12 protein-coding genes and 4 tRNA genes are annotated in these 17,128 nt (G+C 62.7%); 6 read left to right on the forward strand and 10 right to left on the reverse strand.

What is annotated here, in order from left to right:
• Positions 1-148 precede the first annotated feature (148 nt).
• Positions 149-946 (forward strand): type I methionyl aminopeptidase, encoded by a 798-nt coding sequence (gene map, locus KW568_RS22400; RefSeq protein ID WP_259536844.1) that lies wholly within the window; start codon positions 149-151, stop codon positions 944-946.
• 113 nt (positions 947-1,059) lie between these two features.
• Here map and KW568_RS22405 read toward each other — a convergent pair.
• The 4 genes from KW568_RS22405 to KW568_RS22420 all read right to left on the reverse strand — a co-directional run bounded on the left by KW568_RS22405 (position 1,060) and on the right by KW568_RS22420 (position 1,561).
• Positions 1,060-1,136: transfer RNA gene (locus tag KW568_RS22405), tRNA-Asp, on the reverse strand.
• 13 nt (positions 1,137-1,149) lie between these two features.
• Positions 1,150-1,225: transfer RNA gene (locus tag KW568_RS22410), tRNA-Val, on the reverse strand.
• 170 nt (positions 1,226-1,395) lie between these two features.
• Positions 1,396-1,472 (reverse strand) — tRNA-Asp (locus KW568_RS22415).
• Between the two features lie 13 nt (positions 1,473-1,485).
• Positions 1,486-1,561: transfer RNA gene (locus KW568_RS22420), tRNA-Val, on the reverse strand.
• Between the two features lie 216 nt (positions 1,562-1,777).
• Here KW568_RS22420 and rdgC point away from each other — a divergent pair.
• Positions 1,778-2,698, forward strand: a complete 921-nt coding sequence (rdgC, locus tag KW568_RS22425) for a recombination-associated protein RdgC (protein ID WP_003252510.1) — start codon at positions 1,778-1,780, stop codon at positions 2,696-2,698.
• A gap of 314 nt (positions 2,699-3,012) precedes the next feature.
• Positions 3,013-3,330 carry a quaternary ammonium compound efflux SMR transporter SugE gene (gene sugE / locus KW568_RS22430; protein ID WP_098089277.1) on the forward strand — a complete coding sequence of 106 codons (318 nt, stop codon included), beginning with the start codon at positions 3,013-3,015 and terminating at the stop codon, positions 3,328-3,330.
• 3 nt (positions 3,331-3,333) lie between these two features.
• Here the strand turns inward: sugE and KW568_RS22435 are convergent, their stop codons facing one another.
• The 4 genes from KW568_RS22435 to KW568_RS22450 all read right to left on the reverse strand — a co-directional run bounded on the left by KW568_RS22435 (position 3,334) and on the right by KW568_RS22450 (position 8,327).
• Complete coding sequence (locus KW568_RS22435) at positions 3,334-5,211, reverse strand: MFS transporter (protein WP_259536846.1); 1,878 nt, start codon at positions 5,209-5,211, stop codon at positions 3,334-3,336.
• A gap of 157 nt (positions 5,212-5,368) precedes the next feature.
• Positions 5,369-6,202: an amidohydrolase gene (locus tag KW568_RS22440; RefSeq protein ID WP_060538686.1), complete on the reverse strand. Its 834-nt coding sequence runs from the start codon at positions 6,200-6,202 to the stop codon at positions 5,369-5,371.
• A gap of 24 nt (positions 6,203-6,226) precedes the next feature.
• The gene (locus KW568_RS22445) at positions 6,227-7,501 is read right to left on the reverse strand and encodes an MFS transporter (RefSeq protein ID WP_064613954.1); all 1,275 of its coding nucleotides are present in this window, start codon (positions 7,499-7,501) and stop codon (positions 6,227-6,229) included.
• 94 nt (positions 7,502-7,595) lie between these two features.
• Positions 7,596-8,327 (reverse strand): GntR family transcriptional regulator, encoded by a 732-nt coding sequence (locus KW568_RS22450; protein ID WP_033725786.1) that lies wholly within the window; start codon positions 8,325-8,327, stop codon positions 7,596-7,598.
• Between the two features lie 241 nt (positions 8,328-8,568).
• On the opposite strand from KW568_RS22450, the gene KW568_RS22455 reads away from it, so the two are divergent.
• Positions 8,569-9,747: an MFS transporter gene (locus KW568_RS22455; RefSeq protein ID WP_004575316.1), complete on the forward strand. Its 1,179-nt coding sequence runs from the start codon at positions 8,569-8,571 to the stop codon at positions 9,745-9,747.
• A gap of 126 nt (positions 9,748-9,873) precedes the next feature.
• Positions 9,874-13,353, forward strand: coding sequence for a PAS domain-containing hybrid sensor histidine kinase/response regulator (locus KW568_RS22460; RefSeq protein ID WP_003252495.1), 3,480 nt, complete (start codon positions 9,874-9,876; stop codon positions 13,351-13,353).
• On the opposite strand, the gene rmuC is transcribed toward KW568_RS22460, so the two are convergent.
• Both rmuC and KW568_RS22470 read right to left on the reverse strand, forming a co-directional pair.
• Positions 13,325-14,698 carry a DNA recombination protein RmuC gene (gene rmuC / locus KW568_RS22465; RefSeq protein WP_161774447.1) on the reverse strand — a complete coding sequence of 458 codons (1,374 nt, stop codon included), beginning with the start codon at positions 14,696-14,698 and terminating at the stop codon, positions 13,325-13,327. The genes KW568_RS22460 and rmuC overlap by 29 nt on opposite strands.
• Before the next feature lie 794 nt (positions 14,699-15,492).
• Positions 15,493-15,912: a tetratricopeptide repeat protein gene (locus KW568_RS22470; RefSeq protein ID WP_033725785.1), complete on the reverse strand. Its 420-nt coding sequence runs from the start codon at positions 15,910-15,912 to the stop codon at positions 15,493-15,495.
• Between the two features lie 950 nt (positions 15,913-16,862).
• Here KW568_RS22470 and KW568_RS22475 point away from each other — a divergent pair.
• The gene (locus KW568_RS22475; RefSeq protein ID WP_004575320.1) at positions 16,863-17,087 is read left to right on the forward strand and encodes a hypothetical protein; all 225 of its coding nucleotides are present in this window, start codon (positions 16,863-16,865) and stop codon (positions 17,085-17,087) included.
• Positions 17,088-17,128 lie beyond the last annotated feature (41 nt).

Genomic DNA, 17,128 nt, shown 5'->3' on the forward strand with positions numbered 1-17,128 from the left:
GACACAAGGCCGCTCCCACAGGGATCGCGCCCGCTTTTAGAAATTGAGCAAGACAGTTGCTCCCACAAAGACAGTGCTGCGGCGTGCCTTGCGCACCATGCGGTGGCAACCTCACGCTCCCAGGCGCTATGCTGGGGCAATTTCCAGCATGAGCAACTGCCCTCCTCCCATGTCCCAGGTGATCCTCAAGACCCCCGCCCAACTCGACCTGATGCGCCGCGCCGGCCAGCTACTGGCCCAGGTGTTCACCGAACTCGACAGCTTCATCCGCCCCGGCGTGACCACGATGCAGATCAACGACCGCGCCGAGGCGTTCATCGTCGATACGCTCAAGGCACGGCCAGCAAGCAAAGGCCAGTACGGTTTCCCTTACTCGCTCAATACGTCGGTGGACCACGTGGTATGCCACGGCATACCCAAGGCCGATGAGGTGCTCAAGGAAGGCTCGATCATCAACGTCGACATCACGCTGGAACAGGGCGGCTACATTGCCGATTCGTCGAAGATGTATTGCATCGGCAAGATCAGCGAAGAAGCCCGGCGCCTGGTCGACACCACCTATGACGCGTTGTGGAAAGGCATCGAGCAGGTGCGCCCTGGGGCAACGCTGGGCGATATCGGCCATGCCGTGCAGGCCCATGCCGAGGCGGCGGGTTACAGCGTGGTGCGCGAGTATTGCGGCCACGGTATTGGCCAGCAGATGCATGAAGGGCCAGAGGTGCTGCACATTGGCCAGCGCGGCATGGGCATTAAGCTGAAACCGGGGATGGTGTTTACCATCGAGCCGATGATCAACCAGGGTGGCCGCGGCACGCGCGAGTTGAAGGATGGCTGGACGGTGATCACCCGGGACCACAGCTTGTCGGCGCAGTGGGAGCATACCGTGGCGGTGACTGAGGGTGGGTATGAGGTGCTGACATTGCGGGAGGAGGAACGGCGTGGCTGAAGCTGCGGCAAACGCGTGCAGGTAGGGGTACAAAATTCAGGCACAAAAAAAGCGACCCTAGGGTCGCTTTCTTTGTTACTTCCGGGTGTTCAGTGGGCCCTGGAAGTGGAATATGGCGCAGCGGACGGGACTCGAACCCGCGACCCCCGGCGTGACAGGCCGGTATTCTAACCGACTGAACTACCGCTGCGCTATACATCGAGTGGTGGGTGATGACGGGATCGAACCGCCGACCCTCTGCTTGTAAGGCAGATGCTCTCCCGGCTGAGCTAATCACCCATGTCTCTCGGTGTGGCGCGCATTCTACGGGCGACTTGGCGCTCTGGCAAGCACTTATCGAAGTTTTTTCACACTTCGGTCAAACACCAAAAATCAGGCACAAAAAAAGCGACCCTAAGGTCGCTTTCTTTGTTACTTCCGGGTGTTCAGTGGGCCCTGGAAGTGGAATATGGCGCAGCGGACGGGACTCGAACCCGCGACCCCCGGCGTGACAGGCCGGTATTCTAACCGACTGAACTACCGCTGCGCTATACATCGAGTGGTGGGTGATGACGGGATCGAACCGCCGACCCTCTGCTTGTAAGGCAGATGCTCTCCCGGCTGAGCTAATCACCCTTCGTCTCGGTGTGGCGCGCATTCTACGGAGCGCCCCGCACCCTGGCAAGCACTTTTTAAACTTTCTGCAAAAAAAACCTCAGGCCTTTCAAAGACCTAGCGTTGTCGGGCGATTCTTTCGTGCATAAGCCACTGCTGGCCCTCTGACAGGGCTGGCCTCAATTCACCGCTCGGAGAATAATGCCCGCCTTATGCATTAAGGAGAGATTGCCCCTCATGTGGTTCAAGAACCTGCTGACCTACCGCCTGACCCAGGAAGTTCCGTTCGAGCCTGAAGCGCTGGAAGCCGCCCTGGCCAGCAAGCCGGCCCGCCCCTGCGCCAGCCAGGAGCTGACCACTTATGGTTTCGTCGCGCCGTTCGGCAAAGGCGAAGACGCTCCCCTGGTGCATGTCAGCGGCGAGTACCTGCTGATTGCCGCGCGCAAGGAAGAACGCATCCTGCCGAGCAGCGTGGTCAACGACGCGGTCAAGGAAAAGGTCGAAGAGATCGAGACCGAGCAAATGCGCAAGGTCTATAAAAAGGAACGCGACCAGATCAAGGACGAAATCATCCAGGCGTTCCTGCCGCGTGCGTTCATCCGCCGCTCGATGATCTTCGCTGCCATTGCCCCGCGCCTGGGCGTGATCCTGGTCAACTCGGCCAGCGCCAAGCGCGCCGAAGACCTGCTGTCGACCCTGCGTGAAGTGATGGGTTCGCTGCCCGTGCGCCCGGCCACGGTGAAGATTGCGCCGGTGGCCACCATGACCGACTGGGTCAAATCGCAGCAAGCCGCCGAAGGCTTCTATGTGCTGGACGAGTGCGAACTGCGCGACACTGCCGAAGATGGCGGTATCGTGCGCTGCAAGCGCCAGGACCTGACTGGCGAAGAGATCCAGCTGCACCTGAGCACTGGCAAAGTGGTGACCCAGCTGGCCCTGGCCTGGCAAGACAAGCTGTCGTTCATTCTCGACGACAAGATGGTCATCAAGCGCCTGAAGTTCGAAGAGCTGCTGCAGGAGCAGGCCGAGCAGGACGGTGGCGATGAGGCTGCGCAACAGTTCGACGCCAGCTTCCAGCTGATGATGATGACCTTTGCCGAATTCCTGCCGGTGCTGTTCGAGGCGCTGGGTGGTGAAGAGATTCCGCAAGGGGTCTGACGGGTATGAGATGCGGTGCTGGCCTGAATCGTTTTCTGCCAGCACCGGCCTCTTCGCGGGTAAACCCGCTCCTACACGACGGCCTGCGCCCAATCACCAACGTGTGTCCATCACCAATTGTGTAGGAGCGGGTTTACCCGCGAATACGGTAGCGGCCGCAACGTTGAACGACGGGTGGAAATTGGCCAGCAGGCGCGGCCTTGCCCGGAAGGCCGCAGACAGGCACCATGGCACCCACTGTGAGGACGACCTCACGACGCACCGCGTGACCATTCCGGGGACGGCCCCATCATTCAAACGATGGAGACACACTCATGTCCTGGATCATCCTGTTTTTCGCCGGCCTGTTCGAGGTCGGCTGGGCCGTCGGCCTCAAATACACCGACGGTTTCACTCGACCGCTACCCACTGTCCTTACCGTCGGCGCCATGATCATCAGCCTGGGCCTGCTGGGCCTGGCCATGAAGGAGTTGCCGCTGGGCACCGCCTATGCCATCTGGACCGGCGTAGGCGCAGTCGGTACGGTCATCGCCGGGATCATACTGTTCGGCGAGTCCATGGCCCTGGTGCGGCTGGTCAGTGTGGCGCTGATCGTCTGCGGCCTCGTCGGCCTGAAAGTCAGCGCCAGCTAACCCCTATCGCAGATGGCCGCGCAGGCGGCTGACCTGTTCGCGCAACACCTCGGGCTGCGCCGCCTCCACCGGGACGGCGGCGCCTGCCACGATGGTCACCCGCGACCACAGGCGCTTGAAGAAGCCCTTGGCCGGGTCGCGGCTGAAGAAGCTACCCCACAACCCCTGCAAGGCCAGCGGAATCACCGGTACCGGCGTTTCTTCGAGGATGCGGCTGACCCCACCCTTGAAGACATCGATTTCGCCATCGCCCGTCAGCTTGCCTTCCGGGAAGATGCACACCAGTTCACCATCCGCCAGGTATTCGGCAATGCGCGCGAAGGCCCGCTCGTACGTCGCCTGGTCTTCGTTACGCCCGGCAATCGGGATCGCACCGGCAGTGCGAAAGACGAAGTTGAGCACCGGCAGGTTGTAGATCTTGTAGTACATGACAAAGCGGATCGGCCGGCGTATAGCCCCGCCCAGCAGCAACGCATCGACGAACGACACGTGGTTGCACACCAGCAACGCTGCACCTTCGTCGGGGATGCGCTCGAGGTCTCGGTGCTGCACGCGGTACATCGAATGGCTGAGCAGCCAGATCAGGAAGCGCATGGTGAACTCGGGCACGATCCTGAAGATATAGGTGTTGACTGCGATATTGAGCAGCGACACCACCAGGAAAAGCTGCGGGATGCTCAGCTTGGCCACGCCTAGCAGGATGATGGTGAGCACCGCCGACACCACCATGAACAAGGCATTGAGGATGTTGTTGGCCGCGATCACCCTGGCGCGCTCGTCCTCGGCCGTGCGGGCCTGGATCAACGCATATAACGGCACGATGTAGAAGCCGCCGAACACACCCAGGCCGACGATCGACAGCAAGATCCACCACGCCTGGCTCATGCCCAGCAGTGCCAGCCAGTCGTGCGGCGCTGCTGCAGCCGGTACATCACCGGAGTGCCACCACCACAGCAGGCCGAACAGGGTCAGGCCGAACGAGCCGAACGGCACCAGGCCGATTTCCACCTTGCGTCCACTGAGCCGCTCACACAGCAGCGAGCCCAGGGCAATGCCCACCGAGAACAGGGTCAGCACCAGGGTCACCACGGTGCCGTCACCGTGCAGCCAATCCTTGGCATAGGCCGGGATCTGCGTGAGGTAGATAGCGCCGACAAACCAGAACCACGAGTTGCCGACGATCGAGCGCGACACCGCCGGCGGCTGGCCCAGGCCCATGCGCAAGATCACCCACGACTGCTTGAAGATGTTCCAGTCCAGCGGCATTTGCGGCGAGGCGGCAGCCGCCCGCGGGATCCAGCGGCTGGCGAGGTAGCCGAGTACCGCCGTGCCGACCACGCCACCGGCCACCACTGTTGCGTAGCTGTCGGCCGACATCATCATCCCCGCGCCGATGGTGCCGGCGAGGATGGCGAGGAAGGTGCCGGTTTCCACCAGCCCGTTACCGCCCACCAGCTCTTCCTCGCGCAGGGCCTGCGGCAGGATCGAATACTTCACCGGGCCGAACAGCGCCGAGTGCGTCCCCATACCGAACAGCGCCACCAGCATCAGCGCCAGATGGTTGGTGACAAAGCCCAGCGCACCAATCGCCATGATCACGATTTCGGCCAGTTTGATTGCCCGGATCAGCGCATCCTTGGCGAACTTCTCGCCAAACTGCCCGCCCAGCGCCGAAAACAGGAAAAACGGCAGGATGAACAGCAAGGCACACAAGTTGACCCAGATCGATCGGTCACCATCGCCCAGGCTGAGCTTGAACAAAATCGCCAGGATCAGCGACTGCTTGAACAGGTTGTCGTTGAAGGCACCCAGCGACTGAGTGATGAAAAACGGCAGGAAACGCCGCTTGCCGAGCAAGGTGAATTGCGAAGAGTGACTCATCGTCCTTGGTCCTGAGGGCTTTTCAATTGGAGGCTCGCCAAGCGCGCCGGGCCACAAATCTGCATGGGAAATGCGCTGACTGGCAAGCACCGGCTCAGGCATGGCCAAGCGAGATTGCGTTCAAGGACCTGCCAGCAGTTGCAGCACTGGCGCTTCGTCACTCGAAGCCAAACAACGCCCGCGCGGTATCCACCAACAGTGCCTGGCGCAACTGCGCTGAACACCCTAAGGCCCCGAACTGTTCGACAGCGGTGCCGAAACTGACCTCCGACTCATGCTGGGTATGCGGCCAGTCACTGCCCCACATCAACCGCTCTGCGCCGTAATGGGCTTCCAGCGCGCACAGCGCCTGACGGGCGAATGCCAGGTTCTCTTCCGGCGAGCCCTGCAGCCTGTAGATGCCGGACACCTTCACCCACACCTTGCCCCGACCGCTCAGGGTCAGCAGTTCGGCAAACCCCGGCTGGCCCAGGCCAAGGCGGGCATCCGGGCGGCCGAAATGGTCAATCACGATGTCCAGCCCATAGGGCTGCAATGCCCGCACCAGCACTGGGATGTCCGCCACCTGACGGTGCAGTTCCACGTGCCAACCCTGCTCGCCGATGCGCTCCAGCAGGGGCCGCCACTGCGCGCCGGTCAGGTCAGGCATGTCTTGCCCCATGAGGTTGAGGCGTACCCCCCTGACTCCCAACCGGGCCATTTCCGCCAAGGTCGCCCGCCCGACCTCCCGCTCCAGCATCACCACCCCGCGCAGTTGCCCTGGCGCGGTCTGCAAGGCGCTGAGCAGGTAGCGGTTGTCAGTACCCAGGAAGCTGGGCTGGACCAGTACGCCATGGCTGCAACCATGGGCCCGCAGTTGGCCCAGGTAGTCGCCCAGCGGCGCATCGTAACTGGGCGCATAACGCCGCTGGCGGGCCAGGTTCAGCCCACGGCTGAACACGTGGGCGTGGCTGTCGATGGCAGTCAGGTGCAAAGCGGGTGCGTCGGGCATGGTTCTCATACAAACAGGTTCAGGTTACTTGGCGACGGCACCGGCCGTTTCCGGCGCAGGTGCAGATTCAAGGTTGCGGCCACGGGTTTCGGGCAGGCACAGGGCTGCGATCACCGCAACGCCATACGCGATGCCGGCATCGATGCCGATGGCACTGCCCAGCGACATCGACTCGCTCATGTGCCCGACCAGGAACGGGAACACGGCCGACAGCACGCGACCGAAGTTGTAGCAAAAGCCCACCCCGGCGCCGCGCACATCAGCCGGGTACAGCTCATTGAAAAACGCACCCAGGCTGGCCGGGATGCCGGCGGCAAAAAAACCCAGCGGGAAGCCGAGGAACAGCATCTGGGTATTGGTCAGCGGGAAAAACACGTAGGCCTGCACGGTCAGTACACAGCACAGGGCGAACAGCAGGATGTTCTTGCGCCTGCCAATACGGTCGATCAGCAGGCCGCTGACCACGCAGCCGCACCAGAAGGCCAGGATGATCACCGCCAGGTAACCGCCCGAGTTCAGCACCGAAAGGTTGCGCTCTGTCTTGAGGAAGGTCGGCAACCAGGTCATCACCGCGTGGTAGCCACCGTGGGCACCCAGGCCGAGCAAGCCGCCCAGCAGGGTCACACGCAGCAGTTCCGGGCGGAAGATGCCAGCCATCGAGTGCAAGAAGCTGGAAGGGATGGCCTTTTCCTTTTGCAGGCGCTGGAAGCTGTCCGGCTCAGGCACGTTGCGGCGTACCCAAATGATCAGCAGCGATGGCAGCAGACCGACGAAGAACATCACCCGCCAGGCAAACTCCTGCGGCACCAGTGAGTAAATCAGCGTAAACAGTGCCACCGCCAGCCCCCACCCCACAGCCCAGGCACTCTGCACCGTGCCCATGACCTTGCCGCGATACCTGGGGTTGATGGTTTCGGCCATCAGCACAGCGCCGGCTGCCCATTCGCCACCGATGCCAAAGCCTTGCATGGCCTTGACGAACAGCAACGGGTAGAAGCCGGTGACGAACGCCGAAAGGAAGGTGAAGAACGAGAACCAGAGAATCATCCATTGCAGGGTACGCACGCGACCATAGCGGTCGGACAGTGTGCCACCCAGCCAGCCGCCGATTGCCGAGGTCACCAGGGTCAGGCCACTGATCAGGCCGGCATCGCCCTTGGTCAGGGAGAACGCGGCGATCAGCGCGGGGATGGCCAGGCCGAACATCTGCACTTCCAGCGCATCGAGCGACCAGCCGCCGAAACAGGCCCAGAATGTCTTGCGTTCCCGTGAGGTGATCTCGCGATACCAGCTGAACATGATTGTTATCCTTCTATTCGTGGTGTGACGGGCAGGCGAAGCCACTGCGCCATGGCAGCACGGCGCAGACAGGTAAAAGGGTGAAGCGACCGGTTTAGCGAATGTCGATGCGGTAGCGGAAGTGCTGCGCATGGCCGCGCGAGCGGCGCCATTCCAGAGGTTTGCCGGCATAGTCGCGGGCCAGGCGCTCGATCACGACCACCGGGCTGTCGGCCGGCAGTTGCAGCAAGCGGCCATGCACCGCGTCGACCGCTTCGGCGGTCAGGGTTTCTTCGGCGTAGGCGACCACCTGACCGCACAGCGCTTCGTAGATCGGGTACAGCAGTGGGCCCTTGCTGTTTAAATCCACGTCCAGCAGCGGCTGGAAGGTTTGGCGCGGCAGCCAGATGTCTTCGGCCAGCACCGGCTGGGCGCCAAGCAGACGTGTGCGAACGATGCGGATCACTTCTGCCTCCCCTGCCAGGCCCAATGCCTCGGCCACTGCCGAAGGCGCCGGAAGCGACTCGATGGAAAGAATGCGGCTTTCCGGCACTATGCGCTCGCCATTGGCGGCCTCGAAACGGAAGAAGCGGAACAGCGACGACTGGAACTGTGGGCGGCGAATGAAGGTGCCACGGCCCTGCTGGCGCTCCAGCACGCCTTCGGCCACCAGGACATCGACGGCCTTGCGCACGGTACCGATCGACATATCGAACTCGGTGGCCAAGGCTGCTTCGGTCGGGATCGCTTCCCCCGGGCGCCAGCGGTTGTTGGCAATTTGCGCGACCATGTGGTCGCGCAGTTGTTGGTAGCGGGGCAGTCGAGCATCACCGGTCAATGGGTGCATGGGTCTCGCTCTCGTCTTGTTATATAAACATATATATGAATTTTTCGAGAGTATTCCCCGAGCCTGACAGACTGTCAATCCTCCGCCTGTCGCCCTTTGTCCGTGAAGCGGCCTTGTGTCGCGACGGGCTGTGAGCCAGCCGGAGCATTGCCATCTTCTCTTGAACGTTGCCGGTGCTGCTGCAAGGACCGCATGTGGCTTATGCTTGTGCTCGGCAAACCCGCACAACAAGGACGTGGCAATGCTCGCCGCCATAAAACGCTACCCGCACACCGTTCGCCTGCTGCTCACCACCACCTTCGCGCTTACCGTCGCCCGCGCCCTCACCCTGCCCTACCTGGTGGTTTACCTGGCCGACAATTTCCAGCTGCCGATCAGCCAGATCGGCCTGCTGATCGGTGGCGCGCTGATCGTCGCCTCGCTATTGAGTCTGTACGGTGGCCATCTGGTCGACACCTTGAGCAACCACACGCTGGTCAGCGCCAGTACCCTGCTGTTCGCCCTGGCCTTCGTCGGCGCGGTCGCCAGCCGTTCGGCACTGCCGTTCTTCTTTTGTCTGGTGTTGATCAACCTGGCCCTGGCAGTGGTCGACATTGCTGCCAAGGCGGGCTTCTGCGCGTTACTGCCGGTGGATGAGCGGGCCGAGGTATTCGCCATCAAGTACACCCTCAGCAACGTCGGCTACGCCACCGGCCCGTTGCTGGGCGTGGCCATGCTTGAACTGAACGACCATGTGCCGTTCCTCGCCTCTGCCCTGCTTGGCCTGGCCATGTGCCTGGCTTACTGGCGCCTGGGTGATCGCAGCCTGCAGGCCAGCGCGCCGGACAAGCCTGCGGCCGGCTTCGGCCAGGTGGCGCTGGGGCTGGCGCGGGATCGCCGGCTGGTGTGCTTTACCGTGGGTGGGGTGCTGAGCGCGGTGGTGTTCGGGCAGTTCACCGCCTACCTGTCCCAGTACCTGGTGGTCACCAGCAACCCGGCCGAAGCGGCACGGCTGATCGGCTATCTGGTCACCACCAACGCCGTGACGGTCATTGCCTTGCAGTACCTGATTGGCCGGCGCATCAGCCGCCAGCGTCTGATGCCGTGGCTGTTGGCCGGCATGGGCCTGTTCATCGCCGGCTTGCTGGGTTTTGCACTGGCGGGCTCGGTACTGGCCTGGTGCCTGGCGATGCTGGTGTTCACGCTGGGCGAAATCATCGTGATCCCGGCCGAGTACATGTTTATCGACCTGATCGCACCGGAGCACTTGCGCGGGGTGTATTACGGCGCGCAGAACCTGTCCAACCTGGGGGCGGCGCTGGGGCCGGTGATGGTGGGGTTTGCACTGGTACACCTGTGGCCGGGGGCAGTCTTCTACCTGCTGGTGTTGTCGGTGATACTGGCAGGGGTGTTCTATGGGTTGGGTACCCGCAGGGGTTGATGTTGCCTGTTCTGGCCTATTCGCGGGTGAACCCGCTCCTACAACCATCGTCTGCGCTGACGAAGCGGCACTTGCGTGCCAGACTGATTGATCGGGACCGCGTTACCTTTTTGCTTCGGAGTCTTCATGTCGTTGTCCAGCGGGCTGATCGCCGTGGTCGCCCTGGCCTATATGGCCATCATGTTCGCCATCGCCTTCTATGGCGACCGCCGCAGCACGCCATTGCCGCCAAAGCTGCGTGCCTGGGTGTACAGCCTGTCGCTGGCCGTGTACTGCACCAGCTGGACCTTTTTCGGCGCGGTCGGCCAGGCCGCCGAACAGCTTTGGGCATTCCTGCCAATCTACCTGGGCCCGGTACTGCTGCTGATCTTCGCGCCGTGGGTGCTGCAGAAGATGGTGTTGATCAGCAAGCAGCAGAACATCACCTCGATCGCCGACTTCATTGCCGCACGCTACGGCAAGTCGCAGACCCTGGCAGTGGTGGTGGCGCTGATCTGCCTGGTCGGCGTGCTGCCGTATATCGCCCTGCAGCTCAAGGGCATCGTACTGGGCGTGAACCTGTTGATCGGGGCCAACGCCGACGCCACCGGCACCCGCGTGCAGGACACCGCGCTGGTGATATCGCTGGTACTGGCGCTGTTCGCGATCGTCTTCGGTACCCGCAGCCTGGATGTGACCGAGCACCACCGCGGCATGGTCCTGGCGATCGCCTTCGAATCGCTGATCAAGCTGCTGGCGTTCCTTGCAGTGGGCATCTTCATCGTTTTCAACCTGTATGACGGCTTCGACGACCTGTTCAGCCAGGCCCGCCAGTCGATCCACTTGCAGGACTATTGGAAAGAAACCATCAATTGGCCGTCCATGGTGGTGCAAACCGCCGTGGCGATGATGGCAATCATCTGCCTGCCCCGGCAGTTCCACGTTACCGTGGTCGAGAACATCGAACCGCAGGACTTGCGCCTGGCGCGCTGGGTATTCCCCATGTACCTGGCACTGGCCGCGCTGTTCGTGGTGCCGATTGCCCTGGCTGGGCAGATGATGCTGCCCGGCACGGTGATCTCCGACTCGTTCGTCATCAGCCTGCCGCTGGCCGAGGCGCACCCGAGCCTTGCCCTGCTGGCGTTCATCGGCGGCGCCTCGGCAGCTACCGGCATGGTGATCGTCGAGGCCGTGGCGCTGTCGACCATGGTGTCCAACGACATGCTGCTGCCCTGGCTGCTGCGCCGCAACAACGCCGAGCGGCCTTTCGAAGCGTTCCGCCACTGGATGCTTTCGGTACGCCGGGTAACCATCGTGGTGATCCTGCTGCTGGCCTATGTCAGCTACCGCCTGCTGGGTTCCACCGCCAGCCTGGCGACCATCGGCCAGATCGCCTTTGCCGCTGTGACCCAGCTCACCCCGGCCATGCTTGGCGCGCTGTACTGGAAGCAGGCCAACCGTCGCGGCGTGTTCGCCGGCCTGGCCGCTGGCATTTTCCTGTGGTTCTACACCTTGGTGCTGCCGATTGCCGCGCACAGCCTGGGCTGGTCGTTGCAGTTGTTCCCTGGCCTGGCGTGGCTGCACGGCAACCCGCTGAACCTGCCGATCAGTCCACTGACCCAAGGTGTGGTGCTGTCACTGGCGGGCAACTTCACCCTGTTCGCCTGGGTTTCGGTGCTGTCGCGCACACGGGTTTCCGAGCACTGGCAGGCCGGCCGGTTCATTGGCCAGCAGACCAGCGCGCGGCCCAGCAGCAAGCCGCTGCTGGCGGTGCAGATCGACGACCTGTTGACCCTGGCCTCGCGCTTTGTCGGGGAAGAGCGCGCACGGCAGAGCTTCATCCGCTTTGCCTACCGCCAGGGCAAGGGCTTCAACCCGAACCAGAACGCCGATGGCGACTGGATCGAGCACACCGAACGCCTGCTGGCCGGGGTACTCGGTACCTCCTCGACCCGCGCCGTGGTCAAAGCGGCCATCGAAGGCCGCGACATGCAGCTGGAAGACGTGGTGCGCATCGCTGACGAAGCCAGTGAGGTGCTGCAGTTCAACCGCGCCCTGCTGCAAGGCGCCATCGAGAACATCAACCAGGGCATCAGCGTGGTCGACCAGAATTTGCACCTGGTGGCCTGGAACCGCCGCTACCTGGAGCTGTTCAACTACCCGGACGGGCTGATCAGCGTAGGGCGACCGATTGCCGACATCATCCGCTACAACGCCGAGCGCGGCCTGTGCGGCCCCGGCGAGGCGCAAGTGCATGTGGCGCGGCGGCTGCACTGGATGCGTCAGGGCCGCGCGCACTCCTCCGAGCGGCTGTTCCCCAATGGCCGGGTGATCGAGCTGATCGGCAACCCGATGCCGGGCGGCGGCTTTGTCATGAGCTTCACCGACATCACCCCGTTCCGCGAGGCCGAGCAGGCCCTGCGCGATGCCAACGAACGCCTTGAACAACGCGTGGCGGAGCGCACCCACGAACTGTCGCAGTTGAACCAGGCGCTGTCCGAAGCCAAGAGCCAGGCCGAAGCGGTGAGCAAGTCCAAGACCCGCTTCCTGGCCGCCGTCAGCCATGACCTGATGCAACCGTTGAACGCCGCACGGCTTTTCTCTGCCGCCTTGTCGCAACAGGCCGAGGGCATGAACGAAGAGGCCCAGCAGTTGGTACAGCACATGGACAGCTCGCTGCGCTCGGCTGAAGAGCTGATCAGCGACCTGCTGGACATCTCGCGCCTGGAAAACGGCAAGATCACCCCGGATGCCAAACCCTTCGCCCTCAACGAGCTGTTCGACACCCTGGGCGCCGAGTTCAAGCTGCTGGCGGCCGAGAAAGGCCTGGAGTTCCGCCTGCGCGGCAGCCGCCTGCGGGTGGACAGCGACATGAAACTGCTACGCCGGGTGCTGCAGAACTTCCTCACCAATGCCCTGCGCTACGGCAAGAGCCCGATCCTGCTAGGCGCGCGCCGACAGGGCGAGCGCCTGTGGCTGGAGGTCTGGGACCGTGGCCCGGGCATTGCTGACGACAAGCTGCAAGTGATCTTTCAGGAGTTCAAGCGCCTGGACAGCCACCAGACCCGTGCCGAGAAGGGGCTAGGGTTGGGCCTGGCCATCGCAGACGGCCTGTGTCGGGTGCTGGGGCATCCGCTGGAAGTGCGCTCATGGCCAGGCAAGGGCACGGTGTTCCGCGTCAGCGTACCGATTGCACGCCAGGCCGCCGCGGCGCCAAGCGCGCCCGTGGAACAACAGGGCGGCCAGCCACTGGCCGGGCTGCAAGTGCTTTGCGTGGACAACGAAGACAGCATCCTGATCGGCATGAACAGCCTGCTGAGCCGCTGGGGTTGCCAGGTATGGACCGCGCGCAACCAGGCCGAATGCGAAGCCCTGCTGGCCAAAGGCATGCGCCCGCACCTGGCATTGGTGGACTACCACCTGGACGACGGCGAGACCGGCACCGGGCTGATGGGCTGGCTTCGAGCACGGCTGGGTGAGCCGGTACCCGGTGTAGTGATCAGCGCCGACGGCAGCAAGGAAACCATCGCCCTGGTACATGCATCAGGGCTGGACTACCTGGCCAAACCGGTCAAGCCCGCGGCCTTGCGCGCCCTGCTCAATCGCCATCTGAGCCTGGCTCAGTAACCGCTACGTCGGGCAGCGCCTCGTCGGACAGCGCCCGCTCCAGCAGGTCTGCCGGCAAGCTCTTGCTGGCACGGGCGCCCAGTAGCTTAAGCTGCTCGCTGCGGCTGACCAGGTTGCCACGCCCTTCGCACAGCTTGTTGCGCGCGGCAGCATAAGCCTTGTCTACCTGCTGCAAGCGGCTGCCCAGCTCGTCCAGGTCCTGGATGAACAGCACGAACTTGTCGTAGAGCCAGCCGGCACGCTCGGCAATTTCGCGGGCGTTCTGCCCTTGACGCTCCTGCTTCCACAGGCTGTCGATCACCCGCAAGGTCGCCAGCAACGTGGTAGGGCTGACAATCACGATCTGCCGGTCGAAGGCCTCCTGGAACAGGTTCGGCTCGGCCTGCAGGGCCGCCGAAAAGGCCGCCTCGATGGGCACGAACAACAACACGAAATCCAGGCTGTGCAGGCCTTCAAGGCGGCTGTAGTCCTTGCTCGACAGGCCTTTGACGTGGCTGCGCAGCGACTGCACATGCTGCTTGAGCGCAGCTTCGTCGTTGCCGGCAACGAACTGCTGGTACGCAGTGAGGCTGACCTTGGCGTCCACCACCACCTGCTTGTCGCCGGGCAGCATGATCAGCACATCCGGCTGGAAACGCTCGCCATCGGCGCTTTTCAGGCTGACCTGGGTCTGGTATTCGCGGCCCTTTTCCAGGCCGGCATGCTCCAGCACGCGTTCGAGGATAAGCTCCCCCCAGTTACCCTGGGTTTTCTGGCCCTTCAAGGCCTGGGTAAGGTTGGTGGCTTCGTCGGACAGGCGCAGGTTGAGCTGTTGCAGGCGCTCCAGCTCCTTGCCCAGCGAGAAGCGCTCGCGGGCCTCTTGTTGATAGCTTTCCTCCACACGTTTTTCGAAGGCCTGGATGCGCTCCTTGAGCGGGTCGAGCAACTGGCCAAGGTGCTGCTGGCTGGTCTGGGCGAAGCGCTGCTCGCGCTCGTCGAAGATCTTGGTGGCCATGTCGGCGAACTGGGCGCGCAAGGTGTCACGGGCCTCCTGCAGGTCTTCCAGGCGTTGCTGGTGGCTTTCCTGCTGTTCACGCAGTTCTGCGTCCAGGCGCGCGGTTTGCGCTTCCAGGCGGCGCAGTTCGGCTTCGCGGTTGGCGCGCTCAAGGCTCCAGGCGTGGGCCGCATCACGGGCATTGTCGCGGTCGATCTGCAGCAGCTCCAGCTCACGGCCTTGGGCGGCCAGCTGGGCCTGTTTGACAGCGTTGGCCTCACTGAGGTCGCTGACCTCGTCGCGGCTGGCGTCCAGTTGCGCCTGCAGGCCAGCCTGGGCAAGTTGGGCAGCGTTGAGGCGCTCTTCGAGCAAGGCCTGCTCACCTTGCCGTGCGCCCTGGCGGCGCTGCACCTGCATGACCCACACCAGGCAGGGTATTACGCCTGCCACCAAGCCCAGCAGAATGCTGGCCAGATCCACTGTCATGCTTACCCCGAACGCTCTGATGCAAATAGAGTGCAGCTTATCAGCCTGACTGGCGTGTTGCCTGCATCGGCCTCATCGCGGGCCTGCCCGCTGCGCAAGCCTGAAGGCAAAGGTAATGCCTGCACGGTCGCCCGTAGGAGCGGGTTTACCCGCGAAAGGGCCGGCCCTGCTGGCCAACCTCCACCCGCCGTTGACCGTTGCCGCCGCCACCGTATTCGCGGGTAAACCCGCTCCTACACACGCATCGGGGGTTGAACACAGGCCGCCGTAGGGGCGGGTTTACCCGCGAAAGGGCCGGGCCTGCTGGCCAATTTCCACCCGCCGTTCACCGTTGACGCCGCCACCGTATTCGCGGCTCCTACACACGCATCGGGGGTTGAACACAGGCCGCCGTAGGAGCGGGTTTACCCGCGAAAGGGCCGGGCCTGCTGGCCAATTTCCACCCGCCATTCACCGTTGCTGCCGCCACCGTATTCGCGGCTCCTACACACGCATCGGGGGTTGAACACAGGCCGCCGTAGGGGCGGGTTTACCCGCGAAAGGGCCGGCCCTGCTGGCCAATCTCCACCCGCCGTTCACTGTTGACGCCGCCACCGTATTCGCGGGTAAACCCGCTCCTACCACGGCGGTGGACACACATCGGTGATTGCTCGCGAAAGGGCCCGCGCAGGCAAAAAAGCTCAGACAGAAAACCACTGTCGCAACAAGCGCCGCGCTTCCTGCGACCCCTGCCCTGCCGCAAGCTCAAGCCAATAGCGCGCCTGCTCCGGCTCGTTGTGCTGACACAGCCGAGCGTACTCCAGCTGCGCCCGCCGATCCCCTGCGCGGGCAGCCTGACGCAGCAGCTCATGGCCTATACGCCGGTCACGGGCGTTGCCACAATCGCGGCACAGCATCTGCCCCAGGCGGCTCTGCGCCACAACCACACCTTGGCGCGCAGGCTGCTTCAGCAAGCGCCCGGCCAGGTGCTTGACCTGAGGGTTGTCGCCCAGGCGCGGGCTGTCGAGCAACCACAAGGCCACTTTCAGGGAAAAGCGTTTGGCAGGAGGTGCAGGTGTCGATGCAGCGGGGCTGGAAAGGTGTCTACCGCGAAACTTCATGAGCAACAGGTTTGGTAACTCGAAAGGCGCGCCACTCTACTCTTTTTTTCTCGCCCTGGCCTGTCGATTTCTGGAGGATTGAAAAAAATTTCAATGATCTTTTCTTGACGTTTCCAGGTGGATGACCAACCGGTCTGTTGGAGCATGGCGATTGTCGGACAGTTCATCCCATTGCTGGCACGCCCGTGCTAGAGCAAGCGCTCGGGACAATCCACAGTTCCTGTGGATAACTCGGTGGACAACCCCCTCTCACACCCCTCAAACCCCCGTGAATTGGGGGCTTTGGTCAAACTGACGATTTTTTCACCAGCTAAAAATAGTGTTTTTTTTCATTGACTTAACCACGCAGTCAAGGCATTGGCGAGGCTGCTGGGTGGTGTTGCCAAGCCGTTACAAGCGCTGCCCCGAATGTGAACAAGTGCACCATAAACCTCCATTTGGGTGCACGAAAAGGGCACATCGGACGGCATTCGGGCCATTTACCCCCTCTTCCCAGCAGCGAAAATTCGCGCCATACTGCGCGGCTAACCTGAACAAACGTAGTGCTTGCCAAACATCTTCGCTTCCGGTAAGGTGCCCCTCGTTAGTACCAAGCTGAAAGTCAATTCTGGCCGCAAGCGTCCTTGCAGACTCGCTCCCCCCAAGAGCGTCCCTGCTGAAACAAGGACCGGCCCATTCAATGATTCCCTCGCCAGCCTTACGCTGCGCAAGCACGAATCACATGACAGATTGATCAGGATCCCACCTCGACGGCCTAGAACCTTGGCCCCGGCGTGCTGCCTGCCTTCCGAAGTACCTACCAGTCAGCCCAAGCGCCCACATTTGATTGCGCCCCCTCTGGCTGCCCTGTTCCAGTCAGGTTCGTTCGTCCCTTAATAAAGGCGTCACTGGAACGTTTCTATCATGCACGGATCATATCCCCCGTGTTTAAAGCAGGAACCTCCAACAATATGCAAACTCATCATCAGATTCAGGCTGCCATTGGCACCCTCTCCCAGGCCTTCTCGCCGTTGAAGTGCCTTATCGTTGCCCCACGCAAGGGCAGCTTCAGCTTTACCTTGGTAGACGAACACGGCGTTGCCTGCCACACCGAACGCCTGTACCACGACCAGTACAGCCGCCATGAACCGCTGCAGGCGGTGATCGCCCGGACGCGTCAGTCGCTCACCGCGTGACCGGCGAATACCGGGGTATTCAAGCGCTGAATCATCCAATC

Source organism: Pseudomonas sp. HD6515 (assembly GCF_024971855.1).
GTDB lineage: Bacteria > Pseudomonadota > Gammaproteobacteria > Pseudomonadales > Pseudomonadaceae > Aquipseudomonas > Aquipseudomonas alloputida.

What these genes read in the sequence shown, in the direction of transcription:
- KW568_RS22455 (WP_004575316.1), top strand. Translation starts at nt 8,569, where the DNA reads ATGCTCGCCGCCATAAAACGCTACCCGCACACCGTTCGCCTGCTGCTC.
- KW568_RS22450 (WP_033725786.1), bottom strand. Translation starts at nt 8,327, where the DNA reads ATGCACCCATTGACCGGTGATGCTCGACTGCCCCGCTACCAACAACTG.
- KW568_RS22445 (WP_064613954.1), bottom strand. Translation starts at nt 7,501, where the DNA reads ATGTTCAGCTGGTATCGCGAGATCACCTCACGGGAACGCAAGACATTC.
- KW568_RS22440 (WP_060538686.1), bottom strand. Translation starts at nt 6,202, where the DNA reads ATGCCCGACGCACCCGCTTTGCACCTGACTGCCATCGACAGCCACGCC.
- KW568_RS22475 (WP_004575320.1), top strand. Translation starts at nt 16,863, where the DNA reads ATGCAAACTCATCATCAGATTCAGGCTGCCATTGGCACCCTCTCCCAG.
- KW568_RS22460 (WP_003252495.1), top strand. Translation starts at nt 9,874, where the DNA reads ATGTCGTTGTCCAGCGGGCTGATCGCCGTGGTCGCCCTGGCCTATATG.
- KW568_RS22435 (WP_259536846.1), bottom strand. Translation starts at nt 5,211, where the DNA reads ATGAGTCACTCTTCGCAATTCACCTTGCTCGGCAAGCGGCGTTTCCTG.
- map (WP_259536844.1), top strand. Translation starts at nt 149, where the DNA reads ATGAGCAACTGCCCTCCTCCCATGTCCCAGGTGATCCTCAAGACCCCC.
- KW568_RS22470 (WP_033725785.1), bottom strand. Translation starts at nt 15,912, where the DNA reads ATGAAGTTTCGCGGTAGACACCTTTCCAGCCCCGCTGCATCGACACCT.
- sugE (WP_098089277.1), top strand. Translation starts at nt 3,013, where the DNA reads ATGTCCTGGATCATCCTGTTTTTCGCCGGCCTGTTCGAGGTCGGCTGG.
- rdgC (WP_003252510.1), top strand. Translation starts at nt 1,778, where the DNA reads ATGTGGTTCAAGAACCTGCTGACCTACCGCCTGACCCAGGAAGTTCCG.